Source organism: Lysinibacillus mangiferihumi, from assembly GCF_003049665.1.
Lineage (GTDB): Bacteria > Bacillota > Bacilli > Bacillales_A > Planococcaceae > Lysinibacillus > Lysinibacillus mangiferihumi.
Map to the genome: position 1 here is coordinate 118,742 of NZ_PYWM01000013.1, position 14,413 is coordinate 133,154.

The following is a 14,413-nucleotide window of genomic DNA, read 5'->3' on the forward strand; positions in this document are numbered from 1 at the left end:
ATAGAAATCGTACTGATTAACTAATATGCAATAATCATGCCGATACTTTTCTAGATTTATAAAACCTGGCATAGAATTTGCAATATATTCTAGAAAGGGGGAATTACAACATGTCACAACTACAAAAAGTACGAGTAGCATTACAAAAACAACAAGCAGAGGCGCTTATCATCACAAACGATCAAAACCGTCGTTATTTAACTGGATTTACGGGGAGTGCTGGTACAGTAGTGATTACACAAACACAGGCAATGTTACTTGTGGATTTTCGTTATATCGAACAGGCAATGAAACAAAGCCGTGCTTTTGAGGTACGTCAAATAGATCGCGCACATTTATATGATACAATTCAAGAGATTTTAGATACAGAATCTATTCAAACAGTTGGATTTGAACAACAGCATGTGAGTTACTATACATATCAATTAATAGCTAGTAAACTTACAGCTACATTAAAACCGCTATCTAATATTGTTGAAGATTTGCGAATGATTAAAACACCTAAGGAAATTGAGCTTATAAAAAAAGCAGCGTGGATTTCAGACGAAGCGTTCCAACATATTTTAACATTTATTGAACCTGGTGTTTCAGAGATTGCCATTGCCAATGAATTAGAAGCGCATATGCGTAAAAATGGTGCTACTGGGGCTGCATTCGATATGATTATCGCTTCTGGTAAGCGTTCCGCCCTACCACATGGTGTTGCAACTGACAAAATTGTAGAACAAGGCGATATGCTAACGCTCGACTTTGGTGCTTATTATCAAGGTTATCGTTCAGATATGACGCGAACGATCGCTGTAGGTGAGCCACCAGAAAAATTAAAAGAAATCTATCAAATCGTATACGACTCATTGCAACATGCACTCATGCATATGGCAGCTGGGATAACTGGGAAAGAAGCAGATAGCTATAGCCGCGACTATATTACAAGCAAAGGTTATGGGGAACATTATGGACACGGTTCTGGGCATGGTATCGGCTTAGATATTCATGAAAATATTTTTATGTCTACTGTTTGCGAAGATCTGCTAGAAGAGAATATGGTACTTACAGTGGAACCTGGTATTTATATAGCCGATTTAGGTGGTGTCCGAATAGAAGATGATGTCGTTATCACAAAAGATGGCATTGAAATCATTACGCACTCACCAAAGGAGCTTATTATTTTATAAGCGCTTCATACTGTGAGAAGAATAGAATATTTCTATATTTTATACACTTAGTGTCGGCATGTTTAGTTTTTAGACACATTAGTCGCATCTTTTGCTAACAGCAATTTTCAAGAAATTACTTGCACATTACATTAAATATGTCAAAGTTTCTAGTCACCGGCTGATAAGAAAAACTACCAACACGCTATTTTAATTATGAACATCATTTTCTATCGTTTTCTGGCAATTAAATAGAGAATCGAGGTTTTATTATGCATCTATCAATGAAACAAACACAAGATTTGAATTTAGTGATGACCGTGCAACTTCGCCAAGCCATTGAATTGCTACAGTATTCTACTCAAGAACTAGAGCAGTTTATCCGTGAACAAGAATTGATGAATCCATTAATAGCATTGATTGAGCCAACAGTCCCAGAACGGATTCCTACTTCAAAAGCTATAACTCGTCAAACGAACATGGTAGATACTTTATCTACATATGAACAAAATATTCGCGATGATTTATTTGAACAAGTGAAGTTAACATTCTCTAAAGACACAGATATAAAATTACTTAAACATATTATTTATCATTTAGATGACAACGGTTACTATGAACCGCCTTTTGTGCCTATTTATAAGGAGCATGAAATTCATAAAGGTATTCACTTATTACAAACAATTGGACCTCTTGGTGTTGGGGCACGCAGTTTACAAGAATGTTTACTGTTACAAACAATTTATCGTCATGATAGTCCAAAACATACTGATGAAGTGATTGCCAATCATTTAGAAGCATTTGCAAATAAAAAATGGCAACAAATCGCTAATGAGTTACATATCTCGCTTTGCGATATGCAAGCCATTTATCAATTTATTCTAACTTTACAGCCAAAACTAAGTTCACTGTTCCATCAAGAAGCCATTTTACACAATACGCCGGACATTATTGTACAAGTTAAGGATGATGTTATTACGTTTTCTTTAAATGACTTTTATTTGCCTAAACTCAAACTTCACCCTGACTATGTTCCATATATTACGAGCAATTCTTCTGACAAGGGTTATTTTAAAAAGCATTTATCAGATTATCAATGGCTCGTTAATAGTATTGAACAACGGCGCCTTAACATTATCAAAATTATGACGGCTCTTATTGACAAGCAAAAAGGCTTTTTTACACATGGCTTTGCTGCAATACACCCCCTCACATTGCGTGAAGTTGCTGAGCAAATTGGTGTACATGAATCAACAGTTAGTCGTGTTACAACAAATAAATATGTTCAAACACCGTATGGCACGTATGAGCTTCGGGATTTATTTACTTCTAAATTACAAACAACTACAGGAGATAGCGTGTCACAAGTAAAGGTGAAATCACTGCTGACTGACTATATTAAGAACGAAAATAAAAATAAACCGTTGTCTGATCAAAAAATCGCTAACTATTTTAAAACGAGTCATGGTATCGAAATTTCGCGTCGTACGATTACAAAATATCGTGAAGAGATGAATATCCCTTCTTCTTCACGACGCAAGGAAATTCAATTTAGTTAAGCATTTGAAAGGAAAGGAGCTATCGCATTGACGATAGCTCCTTTCCTGTCTATTTTATAGGGGGGTTACTCAATCAATTTTGCTTCATATTAACAAAGACGCTTTTTATTTCTGTATAGTTGGACAGGCCGTATTCGCCACCCATTTCGCGACCTATACCTGATTGCTTATAGCCACCAAATGGCATTGTTTCCCATTCCAAACCGAAATCATTGATCCATACAGTTCCTGCTTGTAGTTTACTAGAGATATAGTGAGCTTTTTTCACATTTTCCGTCCAGATACTTGCAGCTAGTCCATACTTACTATCATTTGCACGTGCAATGACCTCTTCTATTGTTTCAAACGAAAAGATGGACATGACTGGCCCAAAAATTTCTTCTCGGGCAATTGTCATATTATCTTGTACATCTGCAAATACAGTAGGTTGCACAAAGTAACCATTGCTAAATGCACGCCCACCGCCCGCTACAAGTCGTGCTCCTTCAGCTTTTCCTTTTTCGATAAAACCAAGTACTGTATTCAATTGTTTTTGCGACACGAGTGGACCCATTTCTGTCTGTGGATCTAATCCAGGTCCTAGTTTTACTTCTTGTGCTCTCTCAGCAAGCTTTTCCACGAATTGATTGTACAAACTACTGTGCACAAATACACGAGTACAAGCACTACAGTTTTGACCATGATTATACATTGTCCCTGCAAATGTACCTTCGATTGCAGTTTCAATATCTGCATCTGCCAACACAATTGCTGGCGATTTACCACCGAGTTCTAACGTAACACTTTTCACATCATCTGCTGCTTTTTTCATAACATGAATACCCGTTTTTGTTGAGCCAGTAAATGCAACCTTTGCGACACCTTTATGTGTGACAATGGCCTCTCCTGCCTCTCCTGTACCAGGAACAATGTTAACAACACCATCCGGCAAACCGGCTTGTTTCATTAATTTCCCTACATATAATAATGACAACGGTGTTTCCGCTGCTGGTTTAATCACAACGGTACAACCGACTGCTAATGCAGCGCCTAATTTCCATGCAGCCATGGCAAGCGGGAAATTCCACGGAATAATTTGTCCAACAACACCTACTGGCTCATGAACCGTATAGTTTAAATAATTTTTAGATACTTGTACTGTTTGCCCTGTTATTTTTGTTGCCCAACCTGCATAATAACGGAAATGTTGCACAGTACCATCTACATCATCAGCTAATGCTGTTTCGTAAGGTTTCCCATTATCTAATGATTCCAACTGTGCTAATTCCTCACGGTGTTCCTCTAATAAATCCGCAAATTTATAAATAATACGTGAACGTTCAGCTGCCTCCATGAATGACCACTCACTGTCAAATGCTTGTTGTGCTGCTAACACTGCGACGTTGATATCTTCAGCTTGTGCCTCACTTACGGTTGCAATGACTTCTTCATTCGCTGGATTTAAAACATCAAAGCTTTTACCCGATTGAGATGCCACGTATTCACCGTTAATGTATAACCCAATCGGTGTTTGTAAAAATTCTAGTACTTTTGGTTTCAGCGTTAATAAAGCCTCCATATTCGACACCCCTTTTGTTAATGAAGTTCAGTAATCAACACATCTAAGTCAGCCAAAATAGCTTTTAATTGCGCATCTTCTTCTGCCGTAAGTGGCAAGCGTGGTAAACGACATGGTCCACCTGCCCAACCTTTTAATTCCATTGCGCGTTTCGTAATTTGTACATATTTTCCTGAGCCTTCTAAAAACGCACATAATGGTAAAATTCGATCGTAAATAGACCACGCCTTTTCTAGATTACCCTCTTGTACATTGTTGTATAGTTCAGTTACAAGTTCAGGCACGATGTTCCCAGATACAGAAATCCAACCTACAGCACCAACAAGGAATGATTCAATTGCTAAATCTTCTGATCCACAAAATACTTTAATATCGTCTTGTCCTTGGCGTACAATATCACGTGCCTTGCCGATACTACCACTCGATTCTTTTATATGTGTGATGTTTGGTACTTCTCTGCCTACTTTTAATATCGTGTCCAAACTAATATCCACACCTGATGTGAACGGATTGTTATAAATCATAATTGGAAAGCTAACCGATTCCGCTACTGTTTTAAAGTGTAAATATATTTCCTCGTCTTTTGGATGTGCATAATAGGAGTTAATGAGTAAAGCAGCGTCTGCTCCAGCCTGTTCAGCTTGTTGTGTATAGGCAACAGCATCCTCTGTAGTCTCTGCTGCAGTTCCTACGATTAACGTAATACGACCTTTAATTTGATGTACTGCTACTTCTACCGCTTTCATACGTTCTTCTTTTGACAAACTTACAAATTCCCCAGTACTACCATTAATTGCAATGCCTGTTACACCTGCTTCAATAAAATGTTCAATATTTTGACGGAAACCATCCCAATCAATATCTGTTTGATTTAACATCGGCGTTACTAATACTGGGTATACACCTTCTAATTTTTTCATCGTTTTTTCCTCCTCCGTTTTAGTTATTACACAATGATGAATCCTTGTTGTAATGGATCTTCACTATCTACTACAAATTGATGGATTCCTGTGATATATCCTTTTAATGCAATTTCGTAGCCAACTTCATGTTTTCGTGTCAACTCGATTTTGCTGCCAAAAATACTATTATTTATTTGAACTGCTTGATCGTCTAATATTGCAGTTAATGCTAATGTACTATCGACACTTGGCGAACGTAAAATATAGCCATCTCGTTCAAATGTTACTGAACGTACCATACTGTCTAATTTTTCATACACAATCACACCATCTGCATCATGGTATTTGGCACTTTCAGTTAATCCCCAAGAGCTAATATAAGCTAATTCATCTAGTACGAGTGCTTTTATATGGTGTGGTTTTTCCATCACAATATAGCGTCGTTCATCGTCCACTACAACTCGCTCACCGGCTATCCTTGCTGGCTTCACTGTCAAATGAACTGACAGTACTTCGTCTTTTGTATCCGAAAGTTTTACATATACTTGGTGGATGCCTTTTACCGTTTCAATCGAATAGATGTTGTTGTCTGATAATTCAATTGTGCCACATTCTAGTAATGCCGTTGTCGTTGCTACAAGTGCCTCATACTTAAAATCTGTTGATGCAGCATGTTGGAAAAATAATAACCGAAATGAAGCAACAGCTGATGGCAATATTACGCAGCCATGCATACCACGATGTCCTCGTGGCTCATTTAGTAAAAGGTTTTTCGTATTTTCAAATTGTGTATTTAATGCAGTAGCCGCTTCTGCTATTTGTTCTTGATAAATGGCAATAGGTGATTGCACCACTATTCGAAAAGCTTCCCCCACTACTTGTGTATCAATTGTTTGAAAAGATTTGTTATAGTTCATCTATATCCTCCTTTAGTGATCCATCGGTGGAATCATCAAATAGCCTTCTTTTAATGGATCTTGCTCATTGTAAAAGAATTTATGCATGCCCATTACCCATGCAGATCCTGTTACTTCAGGGATAACAGCCACCCCATCACCTACTGTTACTTCCTCTAGTACACGTGCTGTAAATAACGTTCCTACGATACTTTCATAAACAAATGGCTCATTGACTGCCAGCTCATTTTTCGTATAAAGCGTAGCAATTTTAGCTGACGTTCCTGTACCACATGGTGAACGGTCTATCCCACCTGGTGGTACAACGACTGTATTTTTTAAATGTGCTAATTCATTGGTAGCATCCGTATAAAACTCCATATGTGTTAGTCCCTCAATAAATGAAAACTCAGGATGCACAATCTTTTCTTTGGCATTGACAGCATTTCGGAGACGAATACCTGTATTAATGATTGCTGTCGCATTTTCTACTGATAAATCAAGTCCTATTTTGCGAGCATCGACAATACCATAAAAATTGCCCCCATAGGCTATTTCACATTCAACTGTCCCTAGCTCTGGATCCTCAATATCCACTTTCTTTAATAGAAATGAAGGTACATTTTTAAATGTCACTTCTTTCGCAATTCCTTCTTCTACTTTAATTTGTACATCGATTAAACCTGCTGGCGTGTCTAATGTAATATTTGTATACGGTGTTTGAATGTCAATTAATCTTGCTTCGACAAGTGCTGTACATACACCAATCGTATCGTGGCCACACATTGGTAAGTAGCCACCCGTTTCGATATAAATAACGCCAAGATCGGCATCTGGATGGCAAGGGTCTGTAATAATAGCGCCTGACATAACACTATGGCCGCGGGGTTCGTTCATCAAAAACTTGCGTATCCAGTCATAATGTTTTTGCATGTATAACATTTTGTCTGACATCGTTTCCCCTTTTAGTTTCGGCATACCACTAATAAGTGACCTTGTTGGATTGCCCCCTGTATGGGTATCAATTGTGGTAAATAGTTTTTGGAATTTCATGTGTGAAGTACTCCCTTCTGAAATCGATTCATATTAACTGGCTCCGTAGGAATACACGTATTTTTATGTTGCAGCAATTCTTGCACGAGTTTTCCTGTAACGGCAGCTAAGCTTATACCGTCCCCTTCATGACCTGCCGCTATATAGAAGCCAGGTACTTGCTCTACTTCACAAATAATTGGTAAATGATCCTCCGTCCATGGTCTTAACCCACAATATGTACGAATAATCGACATATCGGCGATTTTCGGATAAAAGCGCATAGCACGCCTTGCAATCATTTTGACAACATCATGATTGACTTTTGTATCAAACCCAACAAATTGGCGACTACTCCCGATTAAAAAATTTTGTGCTTCGGTTGGTTCAAAAACTAATGCCACGCCGTATTTTTCAATATCCGCATCCACTATACGCTGTCCACCAAATTTAGAAATTAAATAGCCAAATTCCATCACTTTGCGAAGACCTACTGGCTCTTGACGAGACGCCACAATAAGGTGTCCTTTACGCGGTTGTATTGGGATATCGATGTCCAGCATCTGGCCAATGCTTGGAGCCCAAATTCCACAAGCATTAATAACCTTATTTGCCGTCATCATCTCCACGTTCGTATCGATTAAAAACGTGCCATCTTTCTGTTTCTTAATCGTTCTGACCTCGGTATGTTTTCTTATTTTTGCTCCAAATTTTTCAGCTGAATGAAACATAGAAAACGTCAACATATACGGATTCACCGTTGAGTCGGTTTTACACTCGAGTCCTCCATATAAATCGTCAGCAAAAAACTTTGATTCATTTCTTAAATCTGCGCGGTCTAACATTTTAAAATCTAAACCCGCTTGTTTTTGCCGTGTCACCCATTGCTGTGCAGCTTCCATTTCTTCTTCACTTTCACAAACAAGAATACTGCCTGGATTACGGTATTCAAATTTAATCTCTAAATCGTTATCTAATTCATGTACTAATTGTTGGCTTACTAATGACATTTGGCTATCAAAGCCCGGGTCCTTATCAATGGCTAAAATATTGCCATCACAACGAGAAGATGTACCACTCGCTAATTCATTTTTTTCGAGTACCGTTATTTCAAGTCCCGCCTTGGCACAATAATAAGCAATTGCCGCTCCAATAATACCTCCGCCAATAATAACGATATCATGATGAGATGTCCCCAAGGTTCTCCCCCCTTTTTTACTAGCACTTAACATTGTGCAAAAACTATGCCAATCTAAACATCTGGAATTTGTTTGATTAAGAAGCCACTATATGTCAAAATTAATTTAATATTCTAAAAAGTTTGACATACGGTTACGAAGGGGGACTTACATTGCATCCATACCATTTAATTATGAATAAAATGCTAAAACGGAATTTTGCTTTTATCCCTATAGAAGAAGTCGTTTCTAAAATGAATAATGATCAGATACAGTATTTCGTTATTGAAAATGACAAACCTTATGCCGTTAAAAGAGGCAAAAGAAAAAGTGATATTAACTATATCGCCTGTCAAATTGTTCGCATGGATTGTCCGCTCAAAACAGCGCTTGATTATTTAGAGGATTATGAGTATTTACTTGTGCGTGACGAAGCAAAAGAATATATAGGATATTTATGGAAAGAATCTTTAATGCATGATCTTGCCTATGAATTAGAGTGTATTAACGCTTACTTAAACACTATTTTAGAAACCATTAATGAATCATGTACTGTCATTGATGGTAATCAAAACGTTATTTATTGGACAAAAGGTGCCGAAAGTATTTTTTCTGTATCTGGCAATCATATTATTGGACAACCTATCACGAATTTCTTTAAAGAAGACCAACTTGAAATATTACATACATTACAGCATGGGAAATCTGTTTATCAGCAACAACATTTTCCACGTGAAGATCTTGTTGTAATGATTAATTCAAATCCTGTTATGTTAAATGATAAAACGATAGGCGCAGTAGTGGCAGAGACAGATATTACGCATGTAAAAAAATTAAACGAGGAGCTCCATCTTACCTCTGAAAAATTGCTAAATTTAGAGAAACAGATGAATACGAGTGGCTTAGCGTATGATCCTTTTACATTAATCCGTGGGAATAGCCCACAGCTTAAAAATGTGCTTGAAAAAGTAAAAAAAGTCGCTGAAACAGAAGCAAATATTTTAATATACGGTGAAAGTGGGGTCGGCAAAGAGCTGTTCGCTCGAGCTGTCCATGCCATTCGAGAAAAACCTGAAGCGCCCTTTGTAGCAATCAACTGTGGGGCCATTCCTAGTGGTCTATTTGAAAGCGAGATTTTCGGTTATGAAAAAGGTGCCTTTTCGGGTGCCCATCAAAAAGGAAAAAAGGGGAAAGTTGAGTTAGCACGGGGCGGCACCTTGTTTCTAGATGAAATTGGAGAAATGCCTTTAGACATGCAAGTGAAAATTTTGCGATTGCTACAAGAAAAAACATTTTATGCTGTCGGTGGCACAAAAGAAATGGATGTTGATTTTAATTTAGTTGCTGCTACGAATAGGGATTTAAAACAATTAGTAGCAGAAGGAAAATTTAGAGAAGATTTATATTATCGTTTAAATGTTGTAAATTTCACTGTTCCCCCATTACGAGAGCGTGCATCAGATATTTTAGAAATTAGTAACTATTTTTTATATGAAAAATCGATTAAATACAATCGCCCTATTCAAGGAATCCCTCCTGAGATTGTCAATATTCTATTACACTATCAGTGGCCAGGAAATGTACGTGAACTTAGTAATGTTATAGAACGGCTCGTTGTTTTTTCAAATGAGGGAGCCATTCATCTAGAAGATTTACCAGCCGATATTTTAGCGGCCGTTCCTAAAGCAGAATTACTAGAAGTACCAAAAGACTTACCACAAAGCAATGGCACCCAATTAAGTGAACAGCTTGAACATTATGAGCGTGAAATTATTTTGCAACAACTGGCTTCTGTGAATGGTAATAAAAAGATGTGTGCAAAAAATTTAGGCATTACGCGTGCCACTTTATACAACCGATTAAAAAGGCTAAATATAGATGTCTAGTTTTTTAAAACTGTCCATTTTTTATACACGTATTGTTTAATACTTTAAACATTTGTTGGATGCTTATCAAAATAATATAAGAAATTTTCTGGCATAGTTTTTGCAGTAACTATATATGTAAATAAAAATTGCGTATTAGGGGTGTAGGCTATGCAAAATAAAACTATGATGGTATGTCGTTGTGAAGAAGTGAGCTTCGATGAACTGGTCAAAACAGCATCTGAATATAATTGTTCTGCACGAGAACTAAAATTACGTACGCGTGCGGGAATGGGCTATTGTGGTGGTCGCACTTGTCGTACAATGGTAGACCAAATCGCACATATCTATCAGCCAAGAAGCAATAATGACATATCATTAAAATACCAAGCGCCCATTCGTCCGGTGCGTTTTGCGGATTTAGGGGAGGTTAAATCATGACAGAACGTATTATGAGTCATCCTATTTTGGGAGATCTGCCACACAAGGAAAAAGTATCTTTTACTTTTGATGATCAATTATACGAAGCATATAAAGGCGAATCATTAGCAGCTGCATTACTTGCCCAAGGTATCCGCACATTACGCGTGCATGAGGAAACCGGTCATCCACGTGGTATTTATTGTAATATTGGTCATTGCTTTGAATGCCGTGTAAATATCAATGGCTTAGATGGTGAACGTGCATGTATTACGCCAGTCACTGAAGGTATGGTTGTAAAGAGTGGCAAAGCACTTCCAACGACGGTACGTGATTGGAGGAAACATCATGGGAAATAAAGTGATTATTATCGGTGCTGGTCCTGCTGGTCTTTCTGCAGCTATTACTTTGGCTGAAAAAAATATTGGCGTTGTCGTTATAGATGAGTACCTTTATGAAGGTGGACGTTTACTTGGACAACTTTACGAAGAAACCCCAAATAAATGGTGGAATGGCATAGCAGAATCCGAACGATTATTAGCTCGTGCCAAAGAATTAAATGTCGAGTTTTCATTACAAACGTCAGTTTCAGATTTAGAAAAAATAGATCAAGATTGGGTACTTCATACGAATAAAGGTGTTTTCCATACAAAGCAGTTGCTGTTAGCTACAGGTGCCGCTGAATCACCGTTCCCTATTCCAGGATGGACGTTGCCTGGTGTGATGTCTGTAGGGGCGGCGCAAGTCATGACAAATGTGCATCGGGTAAAGCCAGGCAAGCGCGGCGTTATAATTGGTGTTAATGTGCTTTCTTCTGCAATTGCTATGGAGTTGCAAATCGCTGACGTGCAAGTGGCAGCTATCACATTACCTGCAGCCAATTTATTAACAATTAATAGTAGTAATCCATTAGAAGTAATGAATTCTTTATTGTATGTTTCTCATATGGCCCCTTCTCCACTTATAAAAATTGGTAGTAAGTTTATGAAAAATGAAATCCTAAAAAAACTTGGAATTAGGTTCTATCCTAAAGATGGGGTGAAAATGTGGGGAATTCCGATTATGTTGCGAAAAGCTGTTATTGAAATTGTGGGTAAAGACCAAGTTGAAGGTGTTGTTCTTGCAACAGTCAATATAGATGGTTCTATTGTTCCAGGCAGTGAGAAACGCATTGATGTAGATTTTGTTTGTATCGCAGGAGGATTATATCCGTTAGCAGAATTGGCCTCTTTAGCAGGTTGCCCCTTCCATTATATTGAACAATTAGGCGGATTCGTCCCTCTACATAATGAACAAATGGAGACGAACTTAACAGGCTTACATGTTGCGGGCAATATTACAGGAATTGAAGGCGCAAAAGTAGCATTAGCACAAGGAAAAGTTGCTGCCCTCACTATTGCATCCAAGTTAGGTGCTAGCGTTACGCAAATAGACATTCAACAAGCAATTGAAAATGTAGAAACAACAAGGGCTAATGCCCATATCCAATTCCATCCGGAAGTTTTAGTAGGTCGTCAAAAAATGAAGGAAATATGGGCACAAACTTTGTCACATACGCTAAGTTAACAATGTCCAAATTTTTAGACAAAAATAAAAAAGTGTATACAGTTTTTAAATCAGTGGTTCCTATAAAAAATCTTTCTCCAGCTTTTTAAGAGAAAGATTTTTTATTTTTTTATAGCCTTAATCCTTTCGTTTCGTTGTCGAAAAAACATGAAGCTCAATTATTGGCATAAAAAATGCATTATCCATTAGTAAGAAATAAAAGTTGAAAGGAGGGTTTCTATAGAACGATAGAGGAAGAAACAAGGATGTGGGCTGTGAAATGATTCTTTAAGGGGGAGAATAAATGGAAGCAATCGTAAATACTTTAGTTGATTACATTTGGGGAAATGCACTCGTTTACTTAGCATTAGGTGTAGGCTTATATTTCACTGTTATTACAAAAGCTGTTCAATTTCGTTATATTCCTGAGATGATACGGTTATTGCGTCAACGAGGGGAAACGAACGAAGGCATCTCTTCTTTTCAAGCTTTCTGTATGGCATTGTCTGGACGTGTCGGGGTTGGTAATATTGCTGGGGTGGCAACTGCTATTGCTGCTGGGGGACCCGGTGCAGTATTTTGGATGGGAGTTATGGCCTTCCTCGGTGGAGCAAGTGCATTCATCGAATCAACTTTAGCACAAGTATACAAAGAAAAGGCGGATAATCAATATCGTGGTGGATCTCCCTATTATATTGAAAAAGGGTTAAAATTAAAAGGATTTGCCATCTTTGTAGCAATCGTAATTTGTATTTCGTATGGAATTTTAGTGCCAGGGATACAAGCAAATACAATAGCTGCTTCATTTGATACAGCATTTCATTTTCCACCATTTGTAACAGGTATAATTATTGTTGTACTTTTAGCATTAATCATTTTTGGTGGCATTAAGCGGATTGCACGAGTAGCAGATAAAGTTGTCCCAATTATGGCGCTTGCTTACGTTCTATTAACAATCATTATTTTAGGAGCTAATCTAAGTGAAATTCCTGGAATGCTTAAATTAATCGTTACAAGCGCATTTGGTACAAATGAAATATTCGGAGGTATTGTTGGAGCGGCTATTGCCTGGGGTGTAAGACGTTCAGTATTTTCAAATGTGGCTGGTGCAGGTGAAGCAACATTCAGTTCAGCGGCCGCTGAAGTAACACATCCAGCTAAACAAGGTTTAGTCCAGGGTTTCTCGATTTATATTGATACGATAATCGTCTGCACAGCTACGGCTTTAATGATTTTAATAACAGGTATGTATAATGTAACACCTCCTGGCGCTACAACACCGCTAGTAGAGAACGTTCCAGGCCTTGTTGCAGGTACTGCTTATACGCAAGCCGCTGTATCTACTGTATTTCATAATCTTGGAAGTAGTTTTGTAGCTATTGCTATTTTCCTTTTCGCCTTTACAACTTTAATGGCATACTATTATATAGCAGAAACGACAATTGTATATCTAGATAAGAAATTACAATATCCAATATTAAAATTCGTTTTAAAAATAGTTTTTTTAATAGTCGTTTACATCGGAAGCGTTCAATCTGTGAGCCTTATGTGGGGGTTGGGGGATATTGGATTCGGAAGTATGAGCTATTTAAACTTTATTGTAATCGTTTTATTATCAAAACCTGCTATCAAAGTTTTGCGCGATTATGATCGTCAAAAGAAGGCAGGTCTTGATCCTATTTTTGATCCACAAGAGGTCGGCATTGAAAACGCCGATTTTTGGATAGCATACAGTGATAGATATAAAAAGAAGAAATAAATATGAAATAAAAAACAGTCAGCACTCAGCTGACTGTTTTTGTTGCCTAGCGACGTCCTACTCTCACAGGGGGAAGCCCCCAACTACCATCGGCGCTAAAGAGCTTAACTTCCGTGTTCGGTATGGGAACGGGTGTGACCTCTTTGCCATCATCACTAGACTCTATTCGACCTCCAATACACGGCGTATTACTGCGTCAGCTTCTCTCGTTCAATCAGTCACGTACAAAGGTACGCTCCTTCATTCACTCGTTTGCTTCCTTGTTCTACTTGTGTCTTGAAGCTCTCACGGCTTTCAATATACATCGTATTTCTTTGTCAGCTTCATTCGTTCAGTCAGTCACGTACAGACGTACGCTCCTTCCTTCTCTCAATCGCTTCCGCGAACTACTCGTATCTTGAAACCCTTTTATGAAAGATTGTTCTTTCAAAACTGGATAAACGGTTCATTGAATGTTTCAAACTTTTTGGTTAAGTCCTCGATCGATTAGTATTCGTCAGCTCCATGTGTCACCACACTTCCACCTCGAACCTATCTACCTCATC

The 14,413-nt window shown here is 38.0% G+C and carries 12 protein-coding genes and 1 rRNA gene; 7 read left to right on the forward strand and 6 right to left on the reverse strand.

The window, feature by feature from the left end:
* Positions 1–110 precede the first annotated feature (110 nt).
* Positions 111–1,175 (forward strand): M24 family metallopeptidase, encoded by a 1,065-nt coding sequence (locus tag C9J37_RS13800; protein WP_107895798.1) that lies wholly within the window; start codon positions 111–113, stop codon positions 1,173–1,175.
* Between the two features lie 251 nt (positions 1,176–1,426).
* Positions 1,427–2,713, forward strand: coding sequence for an RNA polymerase factor sigma-54 (gene rpoN / locus C9J37_RS13805; protein WP_107895799.1), 1,287 nt, complete (start codon positions 1,427–1,429; stop codon positions 2,711–2,713).
* A gap of 73 nt (positions 2,714–2,786) precedes the next feature.
* On the opposite strand, the gene C9J37_RS13810 is transcribed toward rpoN, so the two are convergent.
* Genes C9J37_RS13810 through C9J37_RS13830 form a run of 5 tightly spaced genes read right to left on the reverse strand, consistent with a single transcriptional unit; the run spans position 2,787 to position 8,300 of the window.
* Complete coding sequence (locus C9J37_RS13810; RefSeq protein WP_107895800.1) at positions 2,787–4,271, reverse strand: aldehyde dehydrogenase family protein; 1,485 nt, start codon at positions 4,269–4,271, stop codon at positions 2,787–2,789.
* 17 nt (positions 4,272–4,288) lie between these two features.
* On the reverse strand, positions 4,289–5,191 hold the full coding sequence (gene dapA / locus C9J37_RS13815; protein ID WP_107895801.1) for a 4-hydroxy-tetrahydrodipicolinate synthase: 903 nt from the start codon (positions 5,189–5,191) through the stop codon (positions 4,289–4,291).
* Between the two features lie 26 nt (positions 5,192–5,217).
* Positions 5,218–6,090, reverse strand: a complete 873-nt coding sequence (locus C9J37_RS13820; protein ID WP_107895802.1) for a proline racemase family protein — start codon at positions 6,088–6,090, stop codon at positions 5,218–5,220.
* A gap of 12 nt (positions 6,091–6,102) precedes the next feature.
* Positions 6,103–7,122: a proline racemase family protein gene (locus tag C9J37_RS13825; protein WP_107895803.1), complete on the reverse strand. Its 1,020-nt coding sequence runs from the start codon at positions 7,120–7,122 to the stop codon at positions 6,103–6,105.
* Positions 7,119–8,300 (reverse strand): NAD(P)/FAD-dependent oxidoreductase, encoded by a 1,182-nt coding sequence (locus C9J37_RS13830; protein ID WP_107895804.1) that lies wholly within the window; start codon positions 8,298–8,300, stop codon positions 7,119–7,121. Before C9J37_RS13830 ends, C9J37_RS13825 begins: the two co-directional genes overlap by 4 nt.
* Before the next feature lie 152 nt (positions 8,301–8,452).
* Here C9J37_RS13830 and C9J37_RS13835 point away from each other — a divergent pair, with 152 nt between their 5' ends.
* The 5 genes from C9J37_RS13835 to C9J37_RS13855 all read left to right on the forward strand — a co-directional run bounded on the left by C9J37_RS13835 (position 8,453) and on the right by C9J37_RS13855 (position 13,868).
* Positions 8,453–10,165, forward strand: coding sequence for a sigma-54 interaction domain-containing protein (locus tag C9J37_RS13835; RefSeq protein ID WP_107895805.1), 1,713 nt, complete (start codon positions 8,453–8,455; stop codon positions 10,163–10,165).
* 150 nt (positions 10,166–10,315) lie between these two features.
* The gene (locus C9J37_RS13840) at positions 10,316–10,585 is read left to right on the forward strand and encodes a (2Fe-2S)-binding protein (RefSeq protein WP_004224294.1); all 270 of its coding nucleotides are present in this window, start codon (positions 10,316–10,318) and stop codon (positions 10,583–10,585) included.
* Positions 10,582–10,923: a (2Fe-2S)-binding protein gene (locus C9J37_RS13845; protein WP_107895806.1), complete on the forward strand. Its 342-nt coding sequence runs from the start codon at positions 10,582–10,584 to the stop codon at positions 10,921–10,923. The genes C9J37_RS13840 and C9J37_RS13845 overlap by 4 nt, the downstream gene beginning before the upstream one ends.
* A complete protein-coding gene (locus C9J37_RS13850; RefSeq protein WP_107895807.1) occupies positions 10,913–12,130 on the forward strand; it encodes an NAD(P)/FAD-dependent oxidoreductase in 1,218 nt (405 codons plus the stop codon). The genes C9J37_RS13845 and C9J37_RS13850 overlap by 11 nt, the downstream gene beginning before the upstream one ends.
* A 283-nt stretch (positions 12,131–12,413) precedes the next feature.
* Entirely contained in the window at positions 12,414–13,868 is a 1,455-nt protein-coding gene (locus C9J37_RS13855) for an alanine/glycine:cation symporter family protein (protein ID WP_107895808.1), read from the forward strand.
* Positions 13,869–13,912: 44 nt separating this feature from the next.
* Here the strand turns inward: C9J37_RS13855 and rrf are convergent.
* Positions 13,913–14,028: ribosomal RNA gene (rrf, locus tag C9J37_RS13860) — 5S ribosomal RNA — on the reverse strand.
* Between the last annotated feature and the right edge of the window lie 385 nt (positions 14,029–14,413).

Coding starts and splice junctions, on each gene's coding strand:
- C9J37_RS13800 (WP_107895798.1), top strand. CDS start 111: ATGTCACAACTACAAAAAGTACGAGTAGCATTACAAAAACAACAAGCA.
- C9J37_RS13810 (WP_107895800.1), bottom strand. CDS start 4,271: ATGGAGGCTTTATTAACGCTGAAACCAAAAGTACTAGAATTTTTACAA.
- dapA (WP_107895801.1), bottom strand. CDS start 5,191: ATGAAAAAATTAGAAGGTGTATACCCAGTATTAGTAACGCCGATGTTA.
- C9J37_RS13840 (WP_004224294.1), top strand. CDS start 10,316: ATGCAAAATAAAACTATGATGGTATGTCGTTGTGAAGAAGTGAGCTTC.
- rpoN (WP_107895799.1), top strand. CDS start 1,427: ATGCATCTATCAATGAAACAAACACAAGATTTGAATTTAGTGATGACC.
- C9J37_RS13820 (WP_107895802.1), bottom strand. CDS start 6,090: ATGAACTATAACAAATCTTTTCAAACAATTGATACACAAGTAGTGGGG.
- C9J37_RS13825 (WP_107895803.1), bottom strand. CDS start 7,122: ATGAAATTCCAAAAACTATTTACCACAATTGATACCCATACAGGGGGC.
- C9J37_RS13845 (WP_107895806.1), top strand. CDS start 10,582: ATGACAGAACGTATTATGAGTCATCCTATTTTGGGAGATCTGCCACAC.
- C9J37_RS13850 (WP_107895807.1), top strand. CDS start 10,913: ATGGGAAATAAAGTGATTATTATCGGTGCTGGTCCTGCTGGTCTTTCT.
- C9J37_RS13855 (WP_107895808.1), top strand. CDS start 12,414: ATGGAAGCAATCGTAAATACTTTAGTTGATTACATTTGGGGAAATGCA.